The organism is Clostridium sp. 1001283B150210_160208_E6 (genome assembly GCF_015669365.1).
Taxonomy (GTDB): domain Bacteria; phylum Bacillota; class Clostridia; order Clostridiales; family Clostridiaceae; genus Clostridium; species Clostridium paraputrificum.
Window position 1 is genome coordinate 1 of record NZ_JADPAA010000001.1, and the last position, 18,266, is coordinate 18,266.

General features: G+C 29.6%; 15 protein-coding genes and 1 pseudogene. 6 read left to right on the forward strand and 10 right to left on the reverse strand.

The window, feature by feature from the left end; genetic code table 11:
- The first annotated feature begins 100 nt into the window (after positions 1–100).
- From I4V16_RS00005 to I4V16_RS17625, 3 genes and pseudogenes are all read left to right on the forward strand, one after another.
- The gene (locus I4V16_RS00005) at positions 101–952 is read left to right on the forward strand and encodes a Cof-type HAD-IIB family hydrolase (RefSeq protein ID WP_049179869.1); all 852 of its coding nucleotides are present in this window, start codon (positions 101–103) and stop codon (positions 950–952) included.
- A gap of 35 nt (positions 953–987) precedes the next feature.
- A complete protein-coding gene (locus I4V16_RS00010; protein WP_243278415.1) occupies positions 988–1,593 on the forward strand; it encodes a MurR/RpiR family transcriptional regulator in 606 nt (201 codons plus the stop codon).
- Positions 1,594–1,605: 12 nt separating this feature from the next.
- Positions 1,606–1,839 (forward strand): annotated as a pseudogene (locus I4V16_RS17625) (MurR/RpiR family transcriptional regulator); the annotation flags it as partial.
- Between the two features lie 75 nt (positions 1,840–1,914).
- On the opposite strand, the gene I4V16_RS00015 reads toward I4V16_RS17625, so the two are convergent.
- Genes I4V16_RS00015 through I4V16_RS00035 form a run of 5 tightly spaced genes read right to left on the reverse strand, consistent with a single transcriptional unit; the run spans position 1,915 to position 6,889 of the window.
- Positions 1,915–3,159 carry an MFS transporter gene (locus I4V16_RS00015; protein WP_049179872.1) on the reverse strand — a complete coding sequence of 415 codons (1,245 nt, stop codon included), beginning with the start codon at positions 3,157–3,159 and terminating at the stop codon, positions 1,915–1,917.
- Complete coding sequence (locus tag I4V16_RS00020) at positions 3,156–3,950, reverse strand: ABC transporter ATP-binding protein (protein WP_099330157.1); 795 nt, start codon at positions 3,948–3,950, stop codon at positions 3,156–3,158. The genes I4V16_RS00015 and I4V16_RS00020 overlap by 4 nt, the downstream gene beginning before the upstream one ends.
- A 2-nt stretch (positions 3,951–3,952) precedes the next feature.
- Entirely contained in the window at positions 3,953–4,960 is a 1,008-nt protein-coding gene (locus I4V16_RS00025; protein WP_195966343.1) for an iron ABC transporter permease, read from the reverse strand.
- Positions 4,960–5,952: an iron ABC transporter permease gene (locus tag I4V16_RS00030; protein WP_049179877.1), complete on the reverse strand. Its 993-nt coding sequence runs from the start codon at positions 5,950–5,952 to the stop codon at positions 4,960–4,962. Before I4V16_RS00030 ends, I4V16_RS00025 begins: the two co-directional genes overlap by 1 nt.
- Entirely contained in the window at positions 5,939–6,889 is a 951-nt protein-coding gene (locus I4V16_RS00035) for an iron-hydroxamate ABC transporter substrate-binding protein (RefSeq protein ID WP_195966344.1), read from the reverse strand. The genes I4V16_RS00030 and I4V16_RS00035 overlap by 14 nt, the downstream gene beginning before the upstream one ends.
- Before the next feature lie 203 nt (positions 6,890–7,092).
- On the opposite strand from I4V16_RS00035, the gene I4V16_RS00040 reads away from it, so the two are divergent.
- The gene (locus I4V16_RS00040) at positions 7,093–8,097 is read left to right on the forward strand and encodes a helix-turn-helix domain-containing protein (protein ID WP_111937209.1); all 1,005 of its coding nucleotides are present in this window, start codon (positions 7,093–7,095) and stop codon (positions 8,095–8,097) included.
- Between the two features lie 50 nt (positions 8,098–8,147).
- Here I4V16_RS00040 and I4V16_RS00045 read toward each other — a convergent pair whose 3' ends face one another.
- From I4V16_RS00045 to I4V16_RS00065, 5 genes are all read right to left on the reverse strand, one after another.
- Positions 8,148–10,241 (reverse strand): ATP-binding protein, encoded by a 2,094-nt coding sequence (locus tag I4V16_RS00045; RefSeq protein ID WP_195541770.1) that lies wholly within the window; start codon positions 10,239–10,241, stop codon positions 8,148–8,150.
- Positions 10,242–10,726: 485 nt separating this feature from the next.
- Positions 10,727–11,653, reverse strand: coding sequence for a 2-keto-3-deoxygluconate permease (locus I4V16_RS00050; RefSeq protein WP_049179210.1), 927 nt, complete (start codon positions 11,651–11,653; stop codon positions 10,727–10,729).
- A gap of 3 nt (positions 11,654–11,656) precedes the next feature.
- Positions 11,657–13,111, reverse strand: coding sequence for a glycoside hydrolase family 1 protein (locus I4V16_RS00055; protein ID WP_099330159.1), 1,455 nt, complete (start codon positions 13,109–13,111; stop codon positions 11,657–11,659).
- A 22-nt stretch (positions 13,112–13,133) separates the two neighbouring features.
- On the reverse strand, positions 13,134–14,990 hold the full coding sequence (locus I4V16_RS00060) for a beta-glucoside-specific PTS transporter subunit IIABC (protein ID WP_049179208.1): 1,857 nt from the start codon (positions 14,988–14,990) through the stop codon (positions 13,134–13,136).
- A gap of 171 nt (positions 14,991–15,161) precedes the next feature.
- Positions 15,162–15,992, reverse strand: a complete 831-nt coding sequence (locus I4V16_RS00065) for a PRD domain-containing protein (RefSeq protein WP_195966345.1) — start codon at positions 15,990–15,992, stop codon at positions 15,162–15,164.
- Between the two features lie 325 nt (positions 15,993–16,317).
- Here I4V16_RS00065 and I4V16_RS00070 point away from each other — a divergent pair, with 325 nt between their 5' ends.
- Positions 16,318–17,352 (forward strand): hypothetical protein, encoded by a 1,035-nt coding sequence (locus I4V16_RS00070; RefSeq protein WP_049179206.1) that lies wholly within the window; start codon positions 16,318–16,320, stop codon positions 17,350–17,352.
- Entirely contained in the window at positions 17,345–18,166 is an 822-nt protein-coding gene (locus I4V16_RS00075; protein ID WP_049179205.1) for a TPM domain-containing protein, read from the forward strand. The genes I4V16_RS00070 and I4V16_RS00075 overlap by 8 nt, the downstream gene beginning before the upstream one ends.
- Positions 18,167–18,266 lie beyond the last annotated feature (100 nt).

Below are 18,266 nucleotides of genomic sequence, written 5' to 3' on the forward strand. Positions count from 1 at the left end.
TTTATGCAAAAAAACTTTCGAAACCTTGATATATAAAGATTTAAAAAGAAAAGTAGTGTAAAAAACTTTACACTAACTATATAACGAAGGGGGAAGATATATGAGTAACATTAAAGTAATTATTATGGATGTTGATGGTACATTAACTAACAGCAAAAAAGAAATTTCAAAAAAAACTAAAAACGCTTTAATTAAAGCCCAAGAGCTAGGAGCTATCCTAATATTAGCATCTGGAAGACCTACATCTGGATTAATGGATTTTGCAAAGGAATTAAAAATGAATGAAAATCATGGCCTTTTAGTTTCTTTTAATGGTTCAAAGGTAGTTGACTGTGAAACTAATAAAGTTTTATTTAATGAAACTATGACCATAGAACAAGGACAAGCTGTTCTTGAACACATGAAGAAATTTAAAGTGAAACCTATGATTGATAAAGATGACTACATGTATGTTAATAATGTTTTTGATAATGAAATCCAATTTAATGGAGCACCTTTTAATGTAATTAAATATGAGTCTCGTGGTGGTAAGTTTAAACTATGTGAAATTGATGATTTAGCTGCTTTTGCAGACTATCCACTAAATAAAATTTTAACTGCTGGTGATCCTGAATATTTACAAGAGCATTATAAAGAAATGATGGAGCCTTTTAAGGATACATTAAACTGTATGTTTACAGGAGCTTTCTATTTTGAATTTACTGCAAAAGGCATTGATAAAGCAAAAGCATTAGACACTGTGCTTATTCCTATGGGATATAAAAAAGATGAAATGATTGCTTTTGGAGATGGCCACAATGATGCTTCAATGGTTAAATATGCTGGTATTGGAGTTGCTATGGAGAATGCTGTAGATGATTTAAAAGCTATAGCTAATGAAATTACATTATCTAATGAAGAAGATGGTATTGCTTATACCCTAAGCAAATATATAAAAGGATTAGAAAGTTAAATAATATGTTGTATAATGTTCATGAGGTGATCTTCATGAACATTTTTAGTAAACTAGATAAATTAACAGATTTAACTCAAAATGAAAAAACATTGGTATGCTATATGCAGGATAATCCTGAAAACTTTATAAAAATGAGTGCTTCTGAAATTAGCAAAGCTTGTTTCATTTCAACATCAAGCATTTATAGGCTATGTAAAAAGGTAGGTTTAGCTGGCTTGGCTGAATTAAAAGTACAAATCTCCTTATCAATTAATGAGTATTTAAAGGAGCAAAATTCATTAAATTTCGATTATCCCTTTAAACAAAATGAAACACAAAATCAAGTTGTATTAAAAATGAAAGAACTATATGAGCAAACTATACAGTCTTCTTTGAATTTAATAGATTTAAATGTATTAAAATTGGTAGCAAGTATTCTAAAAAAAGCTAAATATATTGATTTTTATACTTCTGCTGGAAACATATATTTTGCAGAAAACTTTAAGTTTCAAATGCAAGAAATAGGCACTTTTATAAATGTTCCTATAGAAGAATATCATCAACTTTTAACTGTTTCTACTAGTGATGAAAAACATGTTGCAATAATTGTTTCTTTTGAAGGTAGAGGGCTAATAGCAGAAAACTTAGCTAATATTTAAAAAAAGAATAATACCCCAATTATTTTAATTTCCTCTACAAATGAGAATCCAATTACTAAATATGCTGACTATCATTTGTATTTAAGTTCAAATGAAAATCACTTTAATAAAATTTCATCCTTTTCAACAAGACTATCTTTATTATATCTTTTAGATTGTATCTATACTTGTTATTTTAAATTTGACTATGAAAAAAACGTTAACTATAAATTAAGCACATACAAAAAATTATCCAGTAAGGTATAAAAAAGGGTGGATATTCATTTTGCTGTTCACCCTCAAAACAAATATCCACCCACTTATACTAAATATAAAAAATATTTAATTTAATTCTCTTACATTCCACTTAACAAATGCAATAAGGCCAATATTAACTATAGCTGTTATTATCAATATAACTCCTATATGTATTCCCATATCTATTACTTGTCCAAACAACAACTGTCCAGGTGCAACACTTATAGTTGCTACTGCTGTAGAAAAGGCTGATACACGTCCTAGCATATCTGAAGGCACCTCTTGTTGAATGAAAGTTAATGTTAGCACATTTGATAAAGATAAGGATAGCATAATTGCCATACCACTAATTCCAAAGAGTCCAGCTAATACATAATTATTTAATCTAATAAATCCTAATGTAGCCATTAAAGTAACCCCTACTATCATAGGAATGTATGTATAATGTACTTTCTTCATAGAAAACATCTTTGGTTTTATACTTATCCAAAAACCACCTAAAATCATACCTAAAACACATATTCCTTCTACTACTCCATAAACTTGTGAAGGTAGTGCAAGTAGTATATTTATAAAGTATGGTGCTACTATTGATAATATAGGTACTAAGAATATATTACATAAAGCATATGAAGCTATAATTCCTAATATTATCTTCTTTTCTTTCTTTAAATATACAAAGCTATGCCCCATATCTATAAAGGATTTCTTTATAAAGTCTATAGATAACACCTTGCCATTATCTGTAGCCTCATCCGCCCTAGCTACATCTGGAATATCTAAGAATAACTCCATAATTGCTGATACTAAAAAGCTTATGGCATTTATTATTACTATTAATTTTATACCTACTAACCCATAAAGAACTCCTGCAAGTATTGGTCCAAGGAAGTTAACAACAGATCCTACTTGATTAATTATTCCATTTGCTGATGTTAGCTTATCTTCTTCAACTATTTGTGGAATTGAAGACACTACTGCTGGGCCATATAGTGTATAACATACAGATAACATAAACATTACTATGGCTACTATTAATTCACTATCTCTTCCTCTAAGCAATATAAGGGCATATACCCCTATTAAAATTGAACAGAATAAGTCTAAATAAACCATTACCTTTTTTCTATTTATCTTATCTGAAAGTCTTCCTGCAATTGGTGCAAATAGTATATAAGGTATTGTTGATATTGCTAATATATTGGCAAAGGCAGCTGTGCTACCTGTAAATTCTAATAAGTATAGGGACATACTAAATCTTTGAATAGCATTTCCAAACAGTGAAATAATCTGCCCTATAACTATTATTATAAAGTTTTTATTTCTCATGCACCCTCCCTAAAAAGCTCGTACTCTGTACATATTGGATATTCACCATTTTCACTTTCTTTAAGGTTGGCATCTATCCCGTAAATTTCTTTTAATGTTTCTTTATTAATTACATTCATAGGCTTTCCTTGGCATATTACTTTACCTTTTTTAAGTCCAATAATGTTATCTGCAAATCTACATGCATTATTAAGCTCATGTAAAACTATAACTACTGTAATATTCTTTTCTTTATTAAGCCTTTGAAGCACCTCTAACACTTCAAGTTGATAAGACATATCTAAATAAGTAGTAGGTTCATCAAGCATTATAATTTCTGTTTCTTGTGCTAAAGTCATAGCAATCCAAGCTCTCTGTCTTTGACCACCAGAAAGATTTTCAACTTCTCTGTCAGCAAATTCACTAAGACCTGTTTCTTTTATAGCCCAATCAATAACTTCCTTATCATGGCTATTAAGTCCTCCTATCATTTTTTGATGTGGAAATCTTCCAAAGGCTACAAGTTCTCTTACAGTAAGACCACTTGGACAAACTGGTCCTTGAGGAAGAAAGGCAACTTCCTTTGCTATATTCTTTTCCTTTATCTTCTTTATATTTTTATTATTTATAAAGATATCTCCTGCTTTAGGCTTATTAATTCTAGATATGGTCTTAAGCAAAGTTGATTTTCCACATCCATTTGCTCCAATTATTATACTTATTTTTCCCTTTGGGAAACTTAAATCCATATTTTCAATTATCGTATTATTTTCATATGATACTGATAAGTTCCTTACACTAATAGCTTCCATAATTATTTCTCCTTCATCATTAAATAAATAAAATATGGTACTCCAAATATAGACACTGTAATTCCCACTGGAATTTCTATTGGAGAAAATAGATTTCTTGAAACTGAATCCGCAAGAAGAACTATTATTACACTAATCATTGCTGATATTACAACGAAGTTCTTATGATATGGCCCAACTAACTTTTTAGCTATATGAGGAGATATAAGTCCTAAAAATCCAATATTTCCTGCAAAAGCTGTTGCTGTACCTGCTAATATAACTGCATAGCTTAAGAACTTCTTTCTTTCCCTTTCTAAATTTAGCCCTAAAGATAAGGCAAGTTCATCAGAAAGATTTAAAACATCTAGCTTCTTATGATTTAACATAACTAACCCAAACATAAGTGTAACTATTGGAATAATTACTTTAGCATAGCTCCATCCTGACCCCCAAAGGCTTCCTGAAGTCCATACTAATACTCTATTATAATCTCCAACTCCTCCTCTAAAAGTAAAGAAGGTTATAAATGCATTTAAGCCAGCGTTTAGCCCTATACCTATTAATAAAAGTCTTTTAGGTCTTATTCCATGTCTACTAGATAGCATGTATATTACAAAAGAAGTTAAGGCTGCACCTATAATAGCCATAAGTGGCAATACAAAAATTGAAAGTTGACCAAGCTCACTATAATAATTAGATGTTTGATATGTAATAAATAAAACTGCTGCTACTGCTGCACCAGCATTTATACCTATTATTCCTGTATCTGCTAAATCATTTTTAGTTATAGTTTGAAGAATTGCACCTGCTGTTGATAAGGCAATTGCTACAAAAGCACCAACTAAAAGTCTAGGTAATCTAATATTTAATATTGCTGTATTTTGAAGTCTTGTACCATTACCAAGTAAGGTATTTATGACTTCTCCTACAGAAACCTTATAAGTTCCCCAACATAAGGTAACTACAAAAGAGAGAACTAATAAGGCTAATAAAACTATTAAAGCAATTTTAAATCTTTTTTTCTTCATTATCCCCTCTCCTTTCTAGCTACTGATATAAAGAATGGTATTCCTATTAAGGCTGTAAACACACCAATTGGAGTTTCATAAGGAGCAAATAACATTCTTGCTGCAATATCTGCATAAGTTAAAAGAACTGCTCCTAGTAAAAAGGCACAAGGTATGTTTCTTCTATAATCTTCACCAAGTAATTTTCTAACTATTTGAGGAACTATAAGTCCAACAAAGGCTATATTTTTCCCTACTGCAACTGCTGCTGCACACATTGGTATCATAACCATAAGAGTTAAGAATCTTATCTTTTCAGGATTTTCACCAAGCCCTATAGCAACATCGTCTCCAAGATTTAAAATATTTATTTTTGGGGATAATAAAATTGCTATAATAAGTCCAATTGTTCCTACAATAAATACAAGTTTAAAGTCAGACCAGCTTGCATTTCTAAAGCCTCCTGATACCCAAAAACCTATCATTTGAGATTGATTTGATAATAATCCTATTACTGTTGTTAATGAAAGAAAAAATGTACTCATAGCTGTTCCTGCTAGAAGTATCTTTGCAATAGAATTATTATTTGCTTTCTTAGATATAAATCCTAAAACTATGATTCCTGTTATTAATGCTCCTATAAAAGAAGCTATCATTACATTTTGAGTATTGATAGCAATACCCATTGCATAAAAAATAGCTATTACTAAAGTTGCCCCTTGGCTTACACCTAATATAGATGGTTCAGCTATTGGATTTCTAGTAATGCCTTGAATCATGGCACCTGTTACTCCTAAAATACCTCCTGTTAACAATACAGAAAGTGCTCTTGGAATTCGTACATCCCTAATAAGCATAAGTTCTAATGTTTCACTATAATTAAAGATACTATTCCAAATGTCTGAAAAATTAATATGGACGGATCCTAGCCTTATAGCCAGAATCAGTCCTCCTATTAAAAGTAACAAACTACCAATTACAAAAATTGTTGTATGTTTCTTACTTTGTTTCATTTAACATTTCACCTATTTCATCTACTAATAATTGTCTACCTATTGAGCTATATCCTTGGTTAAAGTAAGGTGATGATTCTAATACTACAACCTTACCTTCTTTTAATGCAGGTAAGCTATTCCATATAGCATTACTTTCAAGTTGCTTTAAATCTTCTGGTGTTGAAATTAAGAAGATATAATCTGATTTAATTGAAGCTAACCCTTCATAAGTTACAACTGGTAAGCTAATATCGCTTTGTTCTGGCATTCCTTCAGGTTTAGCTAGACCCATATCTTCATATAATACGCTACCAAATCCTGCTCCATCAAATATAAAGAATTGTCCACCACTTGCTAAGAATGAAAGATAAGTTGTATTTTCACCATATTCTGCTTTAATCTTATCTCCAGCTTTCTTAGCCTTTGCTTCATAATCTGCTAACCACTTATTAGCAACATCTTCTTTATTAAATACCTTTGCAAAAGCTTTAACATCATCTTTCCAGTTTAATGCTTCTAATTGAATCATAACTGTTGGAGCAATTTCACTTAATTGATCATACATCTTTTCTTGAACTGTTGATATAACAATTAAATCTGGATTTAAGTTCATAACTGCTTCTACATCCATAGTATCTTGCATGCTATAGCCTAGAATTTCTGCTCCCTTTAAAGTTTCTTCTAAATATGTTGGGAACTTAGTGTAATCATAAGCATCACTATTTGCAGTTCCTACAACCTTATATCCTAAAATTGATAATATATCACTATTACCACTTAAATCTACTATTCTTTCAGGGTTTGCAGGTATTTCAACTTCCCCTCTTACATCAGTAACAGTAACCTTCTTTTCTGATGATTTATCGTTATTTGACCCACTATTAGTTCCACATCCTACTAACATCATAGCAGCTAAACATGAAACAACTAATGTCTTTAATATATTCTTCTTCATATCATACCTCCGTATTAATCTATAACTAAATTCTATCTTTATTTTACTGGTCTAATTGTATGTGAGATTGATTCTCATTTCAATCTCTTCACCTAATTTAATAATTTTATCATCTAATTTAATTATTTTCTGCTATAATAATCTAAGTTATTAACAATATTATAACCAAGAGCTAAATAAATATTTTAACAAAGGAATAAGCTATGATTTGCAAAACAACTAAAGAATTTCAAAATAGAGTTTTAGAATATATGACTTTTACTCCATATCCTATGGGACATTACACCATATACAAAAATAAGGAGAAACCTGAGCTTGGATTTTTTATTAAATATTCAAGGGAGGGATATTATGACTTTGGAATTGGAGATTATACAATCCCCTCTAACTTTTCACTTTCCTTTGAGCATAAGGAAGAACTTATACGTTTTGGAACAGTATATAAAGGTGAAACTAATTTTCAAATTGAAGACAGCCCCCTTTCCTCTTTTTCTCCATCTTCCTTCTTTGTGGCAGAGAGAGGTTTAAAGGGAAAACAGGCTTGGAAGAAAGGTCAGCACTTCCACGGAGCAGAAATAACCATATATAAAAAGTATTTTGATGAAATAATTAAGCCAAACTTTCCAAGTAGCATGAGTTTTGATAACTTTATCATAAACTATACTTATCACTATCTTCCTCTTGAAATAGCTACAATTATTCAAAACTTAAGAAACTTGGCAGAAATTAATGAACTTAGTCTACTATATTTAGAAAGTAAGATATTAGAATGTATCGCATTAATTAATAAAGAAATAGATTCCTCTTCTAAAAATGTTTTTACAAATCAATTAAATTATGGAGAGATAAAAATAGGAAAAGATAGATATGTAACCTTAACAGCTTCAGATGCAAGTGCAATACAAAAAGCTCATGAGATTTTAACTAAGGAGGCATGCAATCCCCCTACTATAAAAAGCTTAAGTAAGATGGTTTTTCTAAATGAACAAAAACTAAAGGCAGGTTTTTCTGCTAAATATCATATGTCCATTAGCCAATATACCACTTCTATAAGAATGACTATTGCAGAAAATCTACTATCTACTACTCAATTAAGTATAGATGAAATAGCCAAATTAGTTGGATATAACTATAGTGGAAACTTTATAAAAATGTTCAAAAAAGTTCACGGAAAGACCCCCTTAGAATTTAGAAAAATAAAAACTTAATATAATAATGCTGCTTAACTAACTTGTTAAGCAGAATTATTATGAAATGTTTATTGTATACTATAAATATCTGAAAATTCTATTCTACACTTATCTACTCTAGTAGAATCATCTAAAATATCCATTGCTTCATCTGTTTGATTATTTACTAACTGTTTAGGAATCGTAAATATAAACTTACTGCCTTTTCCTTCTTGGCTTTCAACCCATATTTCTCCACCATGCATTTCTACTAGATGCTTAGTAAGAGAAAGACCAATTCCACAACCTTCTCTTTTCTTAACAAGTGATGGGTCAACTTGTTCAAATCTATTAAACACTTTCTCAACCTTATCCTTTGGAATTCCTGTTCCTGTATCTTCTACTGATATTTCAACTACACTTTCTTTAGATGCTACATTCACAAATATTTTTCCATTTTCATTAGTATATTTTATAGCATTAGATAATAGGTTTAATACTATTCTTTCAATTTTATCTGGATCACAAGCCACTATTTCTTCTTCTGTTTCGGTATCAAATATAAACTGAATTTTTTTAGCTGCCATATAGGGTTCAACAGACTGACCTATATTTTCTACAACACTAACTATATTAGTATTTATAGGCTCTATCTCATAAAAACCTGCTCCCATTTTACTTATATCTAAGAAATTGCCTACTAATTTTAATAACCTATAGGAATTTTGCTTTGTTAAATTAATAGAATTCTTAAGCTTTTCATCTGTTATATTATGATTTTTATAGTTTAATTCCATCAACTGATTACTTCCAAGAATTATATTGATAGGAGTTTTAAGCTCATGTGATATATTTGTAAAGAAATCATTTTTCTTGCTTTCAAATTCTATAGCCTTTTTCATTTCTTCTAACTTGTTTTTAACGTCTACATCCTGAGTTATATCCTTTCCTGTAATAATATACTCTTTCTTACTTTGAACATATTTACTTTTTAAAATTAGATACTTATATGTATTATCTTTTGCCAAGTATCTATCAGTAAAATCTACTAAATCATCATTATTGCCCAGATTATTTTTATAAAAATGGTGCCTATTTATACTATCTTGATCAACTAAATCATAAAAACTCATCCCTAGCATTTCCTCAGCACTCCATCCTAAGATGTTAGTCCATTGATCGTTAACCTTTATAAATTTTCCATTACAGTCGAGAGTCGCTATTAAATCTGTTGATATTTCTACATAATCTTCTAATTCTTTTTCTTTATAAACTCTTTTTTCTGATTCATCTACTATACATCTTTGTATTTTGCATTTATTAACCATGAGAGCTATTTCTGAACAAATGGATTTTAAATAATCATGTTGGAAATTCATAAAACTATCGTTATCCTTAAACTTCACACATAAAATACCTATTAATTCTTCCTTTAATACAATTTTATATACAGCAACATTACCTTCAACTGCAATGATTCCTGCTTTTCTTTGTAAATTAAGTTTATCGCTCTTACTTAAAAGCCCCTCCTTTAAAGAGTACAATTCTTTATACTTTATATTTATATCATCATATTCAATGCTATCTATATCATAAACATTGCCACATTTTGCGAACCTTTCCATGAAATCGTTTTTATAGTTATGTAACCAGATACTCAATCCTTCACAATCTATGTAATTCTGGATTCTTGAGGCTATAAAATTAAGAGACCTCATTAAATCAGTCTTATTTGATAAATGCTTTGTATCTAGTTTATTATCATTAATCATTTTTACTATTTCTCGTCTAATATTTATCTCCACGGGCAATAATTGCAACATCCCTATAATGCCAATTATATTTTGTTCCTTATCTTTAATACTATTTTTAATAACACTCATTTGTATCTCTTTACCATCTTTAATTATGGTAATTTCACGCCTAATGTTTTCATCATAATGGACGACTCCAAAATCTTCTTTTTCTATTATCTCTTTATGTCTTTCTGCTTCCATATACAAATTGCTATCATTAAGTAATTCTTCTACAAATTTATTTAAATAAACCAATTCTCCATCCAACTTTTTTATATAAACACCACATGTTAAATTATCAAATATATTTTGTGAGTCTATTAATTCATTTATTGGTTCATTATTTATCATAAAATTTCTGTTATATTTCATTGTATTATTATTCATATCTGCCCCCTTCTCCCATACAATATTATACAGTTTATGTCTTATATTGTAAATATATATAATTTTTCCTTATATTGTATATAAATTCGCACTTTCTTAAAATATAAGTACGAATTTTCCCTATCCATTAGTTTTAAAGCACCTTTTTTACTTATATATCAACTTTGTAAGAATAATTCACATTCCCTATCTATTTTTTAAATTTATGTTAAATAAAACACGGGGGTTTAGGATGTATAGGTAACTTCATCACCAAAGATTATCTGATAATATTTAGATTTACCTTTCAAATATCATAGAATCCCTTTTATAGTATATATTTATTTCCGTTGGACCAAACAAAAAAGCATCCTTATAATAAATTATAACTTGATTATTTGTTTCACTAATAATTGATAACAACTAAGTAAAGCATTTCCTTGCTTTATTTTACTATATTAATATGATGACTTTAAAAAAACAGATACCTAAAATAAAGGTATCTGCTATTTCTTAATTACATATTTAATTATCATAGGAGTTATTACACTTGTTATTATTGATGCTAGTGCTATCTGAGACATTGCAACATCCATAAAAGGAGCATATACTTTACTCATTTCAGCAGCTAAAGAAGGTACTGAAATAGATAAACCTGCTACAGATGACATTGCAATAGCTGCATAGCCAGGGCGTTTACCAACTTTTCTATCTAATATTAATAGAGGAAATAAACATACTAAATAGAATATTGCTGTAAGAACTATTCCTGATACTCCTGATTTTAAAGCTACCATAATATTTATACTGCTACCAAAGCATATTCCCATAAAAGGTAGTAGTATTACTGTAGCAGGTGCATAAAGCTTCTTAAAATCATTATCTAAATTTCCTAAAATCATTCCAAATATAAATGGAAATAGGTTTGCTATTATTGTTTTTGCATCTATTCCTTGACCACTAGCTGAACTTAAAATCATTATTGGAACTGCAGGTACCACTATTAGATTTAAAAATCCAAAAGCTGCTGCATCTATCTCATCTCCATAATCATTAACTAAAGCTAGATATAGTCCTGGATTACAGCTTGTTATTGTAGCAATAATAGCAACTGCTGATATTCCAAACATCCCTTCTATTCCAAAGGCCTTAATTACTAATATTCCAATAAAATATGATATTATTAACTTTCCAATACATAACAATCCAGTTCTTTTTATAACATCCACTATATTTCTTATATTAAATTGCGTACCAGATGCAAATAGCATAAGACCTACTAAAACCATAGTACTTTTATTAGTAAAAAGTGCTGTAGTTGGATTCCCTATTTGAAAGATATTAGGAAAGAAAGTGTTAATTATTGCTGAAAGTATCATGGGAACTATAAGCAGTCCCCCTGGTACTTTCCTAATACTCTTTAGTATTTTCATCTACTATAGCTCTTCTCCATTTGTAGCTATAACATTTTTATACCAATAGAATGAATCCTTCTTGTAGCGCTTCATTGTTCCATTGCCATAGTCATCTTGGTCTACATATATAAATCCATAACGTTTTGACATTTCTGAAGTTCCTGATGAAATCATGTCAATTGGTCCCCACATTGTGTAACCAATAACTTCTACTCCATCTTCAATAGCAAGCTTTAATTGTTCAATATGCTTACGTAAGAAATCTACTCTATATGGGTCGTGAACCTTATTATCCTCTGTTAATTCATCAAAGAATCCAGAGCTATTTTCAAGTATAAAGACTGGTAATCCAAATCTATCATATACATGATTTAATGTATACCTTAATCCTATTGGGTCAATTTGCCATCCCCATTCATTTGCATCAAGGTGTGGATTCTTATAAACGCTGTGAACATTACCAGCAGTAAGTTCTAATTGATCTCCATCATTACTTGATATCATAGAATTGTAGTATGACATTCCTACAAAATCAGCTGTATGCTCCTTTATAACTTCTAAATCTCCCTCTTTAATATCTAGGTTAATGTTATGTTCTTTAAAATATGTCTTTGAATAATAAGGGTACTTACCACCATTTAGAATATCTAAATAGAATAGGTTTTTCATTTGGTCATCTTTTTGCATTGCTAAAGCATCTGCAGGCTTACATGTATAAGGGTAAGTAGTAAAGTAAGCCACCATGCTACCTATCTTATTTTCTTTATCTATTTCATGAGCAAGTTTTGTAGCCTTTGCAGCTGCAACAAATTGATGATGTAAAGCTTGGAATAACATCTCTTCATAGTTTTCTTGTCCTTCATCAATTACTCCCATTGTTTTAGGGCCAGCTTTAATACTCATGTTTATTTCATTAAATGTTACCCAATACTTAACTTTCCCTTTATATCTATTAAATATTACTTCACAATATCTTAGATATAAATCTATTAATTCTCTGTTATACCATCCACCAAATTTTTCAACAAGAACAATTGGGAAATCAAAATGTGATATTGTTATTAATGGTTCCATTCCATTTTTTAAGCATTCATCTATTACACTATCATAGAACTTTAATCCTAATTCATTTGGCTCTTTATCATCACCATTTGGGAATAAACGTGCCCAAGAAATTGAATATCTAAATACCTTAAATCCCATTTCTTTAAATAAGGCCATGTCTTCCTTATATGTATGATAAAAATCTATTCCTCTTCTCTTTGGATACTTAACTGTATCTGGATCATTTTTAGCTTCCTCTATCATTTCTCTTGTAATTTTAAGCTGTTTAGTTACTTTTCTGTCGTTCTTAGCGTTAAATTGCATTACTTCTGGAATAGTAAGTGTCTTACCATCTACATTGTAGGCACCTTCAGCTTGACAAGCTGATAAGGCACCTCCCCATAAAAAGTTTTCTGGAAATACTGTTTTCATATTAATCTACCTCTTTTACTACTTATATTAATTTTAATAAATCATCTTTATTTGTTACTTCACCATTCTTTACTGCCATAACATCCTTATAATTATCAGAGTTTGTAATTATAACTGGAGTTATAACATCATATCCTTCTTTCTTAATTGCATCTATATCAAATTCTACTAATAGGTCTCCTGCTTTTATAGTTTGACCTTTTTCTATATGACTCTTAAAATGTTTACCTTCTAAATTTACAGTATCTAATCCAATATGAATTAAAACTTCTGCACCATCATTAGATTTTAAACCAATAGCATGATTCGTTTTAAAAATAGCTTCTACTATTCCATCAAATGGAGCTACAACTTTACCAACCTTAGGTTCAATTGCAATTCCTTTTCCCATTAAACCTTCTGCAAATACATTATCATTAACTTCTGCTAAATCTTTAACTGTTCCTTCAACTGGGCTCTTTACAGTAATACCTTCATGAGAAACTACAGTTTCTTCTTTAGCTTCTACTTTCTTATCTTCACCCATTACAGAATCGTCAACCCCTGCAATAAGAGTAAATACACATCCTAGAACAAATGCTGCTACAACTCCAATTATGATGTAAATATATTTATCAGCATTATAAGTTGATAGTGATAAAATACCAGGAAGAGCAATAGCATTTGCATTTGCATTTACTAATCCAAAGAATCCACTTACTAAACCTGCTGCTAAACATCCAGCAAAGAAAGGTTTCTTAAATCTTAAAGTAACACCATAAATAGCTGGTTCTGTAATACCAAAAAGAGCTGTTAATGAACTTGAACCTGCTGCTGCCTTCATAGTCTTATTTCTAGTCTTTAAGAATACACCAAATGCTGCACCTGCTTGTGCAAGATTAGCTGCTAAAGCACTTGCAGTTAATACAGTAACTCCAGTTTCTGCAACTTGTTGAATTTGCATTGGCATAATTGAATAGTGCATACCAAACATAACAAGTATAGGTCTAAAGAATCCTAATAAAGCACCTGCAACAATTCCACTTTTTGCAAACAATATGTTTAATCCTTCGGCTATCCATGTACCTACATATGAACCAAAAGGTCCTATTGCTATTAATTGAACTGGAACCATAATTAATAAAGTTATCATTGGAACAAGTAATACCTTAAGTAAATCTGGAACTATCTTTTCAACAAACTTATAAACATAACTTAAAAGCCATACTGATAATATTATTGGGATTACTGTTGAAGTATACTTAACTAATAAAATAGGTAATCCTAAAAAGTCTATTTTATCAATACCAGTTTCAGCAATTTTACCTGCAGCATTTAAAATTGTTGGATGTAATAAACATCCTGCCAAAGCTATTGCTAAATATTCATTAGTTTTAAATTTTCTTGCTGCACTTACAGCTAAGAAGAATGGCATAAAATAGAACACACAGTCAGCTATCATATTAAATATTGTAATAAAACCAGTAGAAGGATCTACCATACCTGTTGATGTCATTAAAGACGATAAACACTTCATCATACCACATCCAACAAGTGCTGGAAGTATTGGAGTAAAAATTCCTGAAATAGTTTCAATAAAGGCATTGATTGGGTTTTTCTTTACCTTTGGCATATCTGATTCATTATCATTTGTAAAATTTCCAAGCTTAGTGAATTCATCATAAATCTTGTTAACCTTAGCTCCAATTACAACTTGTAATTGACCACCACTATGTTGTGCTTTTAAAACACCTTCTAAACTATCTATTGCTTTTAAATTTACTTCTGCTTCAGATTTCACTACAAGTCTTAATCTAGTAGCACAATGAGTAACATATGTAATATTTTTTTCTCCACCACTTAACTCAAGAATCTTTTGAGCTAATTCTTTATTATTCATGTATCTCTCCACCTTTGTTTAAAATATATATTTAAAACCTTTAAATCTTAGCTAGCATTGATTTATTAGTTATTAAACTAAAATAAAAATGACCAAAGACTAACATAATTGTAGTTATAGCTATACAATCACATTAATTTTTGGTCATGCCTGATCGAATCAGTAACAGTCCTAGTTATTTTGTTTTCTTATTCTTTGAATATGAAGCATCAAATATAATTTTTCATCATTTGTACACTTCCATCCATAGTTTTTATTTAAATGTTTCTCTATCATCTCAACACACTCTAACTCTTCAGTTAGCTTATCTTGCATAAGAGTCAACATATCACTATTTTCATTTTCTAATGGTTTATTATTTACCTGCCTCATTATAAAGTATCTTATATGAGTTACAAACCTTGTAAATTCAAATGAATCTTCATCAAACTCTATTTTGAATTTATACTTTATTAAATTAAGGATTTCTCCCATTATACTTGTTATCTTAGTTGTTTCAGTCATATCATGCTTACCCAATTGAGCATTTATAAAATGTAGTGCTATAAAAGCAGCTTCATTTTTATGAAGTCTAATACCTAATTCTTTTTCAATAATATCTAAAGAATTATTTCCTATACTATACTCTTTAGGATAAAGATGTTTTATTTCCCACTGAAGTGGATTTCTCATTTCTATCCCTTCATTATTTCTTTGAATAGCAAAATTAATATGATCTGATAAGGCTAATAAGATATCTGGACTAAATCCTATATTAAGTTCTTTATATCCATATCTCATAATCATTTCTGTTACTTTGATCACTTCATTAGGGATAGAATCTAATATATCAAAAGCCTTTGTGTTTTCAGGAATTACATACTTCTTTTCAATTAATGATAAATCCTCTAAAACGTATGGCGTCTTACGGAAACCCAATCCCTTTCCAACAACAATGATTTCTTCATCTTTATCATTTAAAGCTAACACAACATTATTATTTAACTTTTTAACTATCTTCATCTTTATTATCTCCATCCCTTGTTATATTTGAAAATAAAAAATGACCAAAGATTAATATAATCACCCATAGATAATCACATTAATTTTTGGTCATGCCTGATCGAATCAGTAACAGTCCTTACAATGTATACGATAACAAGTTTTTGATGGCTTGTCAATACTTTTATTAAAATATTTTTCAAACTCATACAATAGTCCTAAATTCAATTTACAGCACATATAAGATTATGATACCATTTGTGTGGAATATATTACACATTTAACATAGATTTATAAATAAATTATTTATTAACATCCTATGGATTATTTTATTGGAGGAGAAAATATGAGTACTATAACGGAATATAATTGTCCTAATTGTAATGCAGGATTAGAATTTAATCCTGAAACTCAAAAATGGAAATGTAATTACTGCTTTAGTGAATTTAATGAAGATGAAGTTGATGCTATGACTAAGGAAAATACCAGTCATACTGAAGAACATATAGGTGATTTAGATAGTTATACTTGTACAAATTGTGGTGCTGAATTAATAGCTGATGATACAACAGCAGCAACATTTTGTATTTATTGCAGAAGTCACTCTATAATTAAAACTAGGTTTTCTGGAAAATTCGCACCCAAAAGTGTTATTCCATTTAAAATAGGTAAAGAAAAGGCTCAAGAGATCTATAGAGATTGGATTAAGAAAAAGAAATTTGCTCCTAAAGGGTTTAAGGAAAAGAAAAGTATTGAAAAAATCACTGGTATATATGTGCCTTTTTGGTTATTTGATAATAACGTAAGAGGAGAACTTAGTGGTGAAGGTACAAAAGTTCACACTTGGTCAGATGGTGATTACAATTATACACAAACCAAGTACTACAGTATTATAAGGGAATGTACTTCTAAATATAACGGGATCCCTGTAGATGGATTAAAAAAATTAGATGATTCCTTAATGGAGGAAATAGAGCCATATAATTATGGTGAACTAACAGATTTCTCTATAAAATATATGTCTGGATTTATGGCTGAAAAATATAATGTAGATGCAACAGAAGCAAAAGATGTTGCAAGCAAGAGAGTTGAAAAATATCTAAGCTCTAGATTAGCTGAAACAGTATCTGGTTATAGCACTTTTAAACAAAACTCTAATAGAGTTACCATAACTAAAACTGATCATAGTTATGCTATGTTACCAATTTATTTACTAGTTAATGAGTACAAAGGTAAAAAATACGAATTTATTATAAATGGACAAACCGGGAAAGTTATAGGTGAAGCTCCTACTGATCATGGCAGTCAGATTAAATATGCATCTATTTTATTTATAATAACTTGGTTAATTATTGTGTTTGGAGGTGCTGCAATTGTCTAGAAAATTTAAATCACTTATTTGTTTATTTATATTTTTAATAACTTTATCACCCATTAATGTTAAGGCAGCTGAAACTAAAAATATAAAGGACTATTTAAATTATTTATCAGAACCTGAAGTTCAACAATTACAAAGTAGTATTGATGAAATTGCAAATAAATATAATTTAGATACAGTAATAGTTATCACTGATAATACAGAGGGTAAAACTTCAATGGAATATGCAGATGATTTTTATGATTATAATAATTATGGTTTTGATTCAGAAAAATCAGGTATTTTACTATTAGTAAATATGGATGCTAGAGAAATTTGGATTTCTACAACAGGAAAGGCAATTAATATATTTAGTGATACTAGAATAGATACTATGGTAAATGATATAACACCTTATTTATCAGATGGAGATTATGAAGGTGCTAGTAGAAAATTCCTAGAAAGAGTTGATTACTATGGTACTAAAGGAGTAGTTACTGATGATGAGGATTTAAGTACTGAAGAGGACTCTACTCCACCTCCTTTTTCTAGTAGATTAAAAGAGAAAGTTACATCTCCAGCTACTTATGTTATTGCTTTAATAATATCACTATTAGTTACATTAGTGGTTACATTAAGGTCTAAGAAAAATGTTACTGTTAACAATAGAACTTACGAAGATAAAGGATCTTTCTCCTTAACTAATAAGCAAGATATATTTGTTGGAGAAAATACTACTAGAAGAAAGATTCAAAAGCAATCTAATAATTCAAGTCATAGTACAACTCATACTAGTAGCAGTGGAAGTACTCATGGTGGAGGCGGCGGCAGCTTCTAATATTAATTTTCTAAATACTATATGGAAAGTAGATAGTTGTATAAACTTACTCTATCTACTTTCCTTTTTTATTTTTATAAATTTACAATTAATGGTGTAT

Coding starts and splice junctions, on each gene's coding strand:
- I4V16_RS00060 (WP_049179208.1), bottom strand. CDS start 14,990: ATGAATAATAAAGAATTAGCTCAAAAGATTCTTGAGTTAAGTGGTGGA.
- I4V16_RS00015 (WP_049179872.1), bottom strand. CDS start 3,159: ATGAGAAATAAAAACTTTATAATAATAGTTATAGGGCAGATTATTTCA.
- I4V16_RS00035 (WP_195966344.1), bottom strand. CDS start 6,889: ATGAAGAAGAATATATTAAAGACATTAGTTGTTTCATGTTTAGCTGCT.
- I4V16_RS00020 (WP_099330157.1), bottom strand. CDS start 3,950: ATGGAAGCTATTAGTGTAAGGAACTTATCAGTATCATATGAAAATAAT.
- I4V16_RS00065 (WP_195966345.1), bottom strand. CDS start 15,992: ATGAAGATAGTTAAAAAGTTAAATAATAATGTTGTGTTAGCTTTAAAT.
- I4V16_RS00055 (WP_099330159.1), bottom strand. CDS start 13,111: ATGAAAACAGTATTTCCAGAAAACTTTTTATGGGGAGGTGCCTTATCA.
- I4V16_RS00050 (WP_049179210.1), bottom strand. CDS start 11,653: ATGAAAATACTAAAGAGTATTAGGAAAGTACCAGGGGGACTGCTTATA.
- I4V16_RS00010 (WP_243278415.1), top strand. CDS start 988: ATGAACATTTTTAGTAAACTAGATAAATTAACAGATTTAACTCAAAAT.
- I4V16_RS00040 (WP_111937209.1), top strand. CDS start 7,093: ATGATTTGCAAAACAACTAAAGAATTTCAAAATAGAGTTTTAGAATAT.
- I4V16_RS00070 (WP_049179206.1), top strand. CDS start 16,318: ATGAGTACTATAACGGAATATAATTGTCCTAATTGTAATGCAGGATTA.
- I4V16_RS00025 (WP_195966343.1), bottom strand. CDS start 4,960: ATGAAGAAAAAAAGATTTAAAATTGCTTTAATAGTTTTATTAGCCTTA.
- I4V16_RS00030 (WP_049179877.1), bottom strand. CDS start 5,952: ATGAAACAAAGTAAGAAACATACAACAATTTTTGTAATTGGTAGTTTG.
- I4V16_RS00005 (WP_049179869.1), top strand. CDS start 101: ATGAGTAACATTAAAGTAATTATTATGGATGTTGATGGTACATTAACT.
- I4V16_RS00045 (WP_195541770.1), bottom strand. CDS start 10,241: ATGAATAATAATACAATGAAATATAACAGAAATTTTATGATAAATAAT.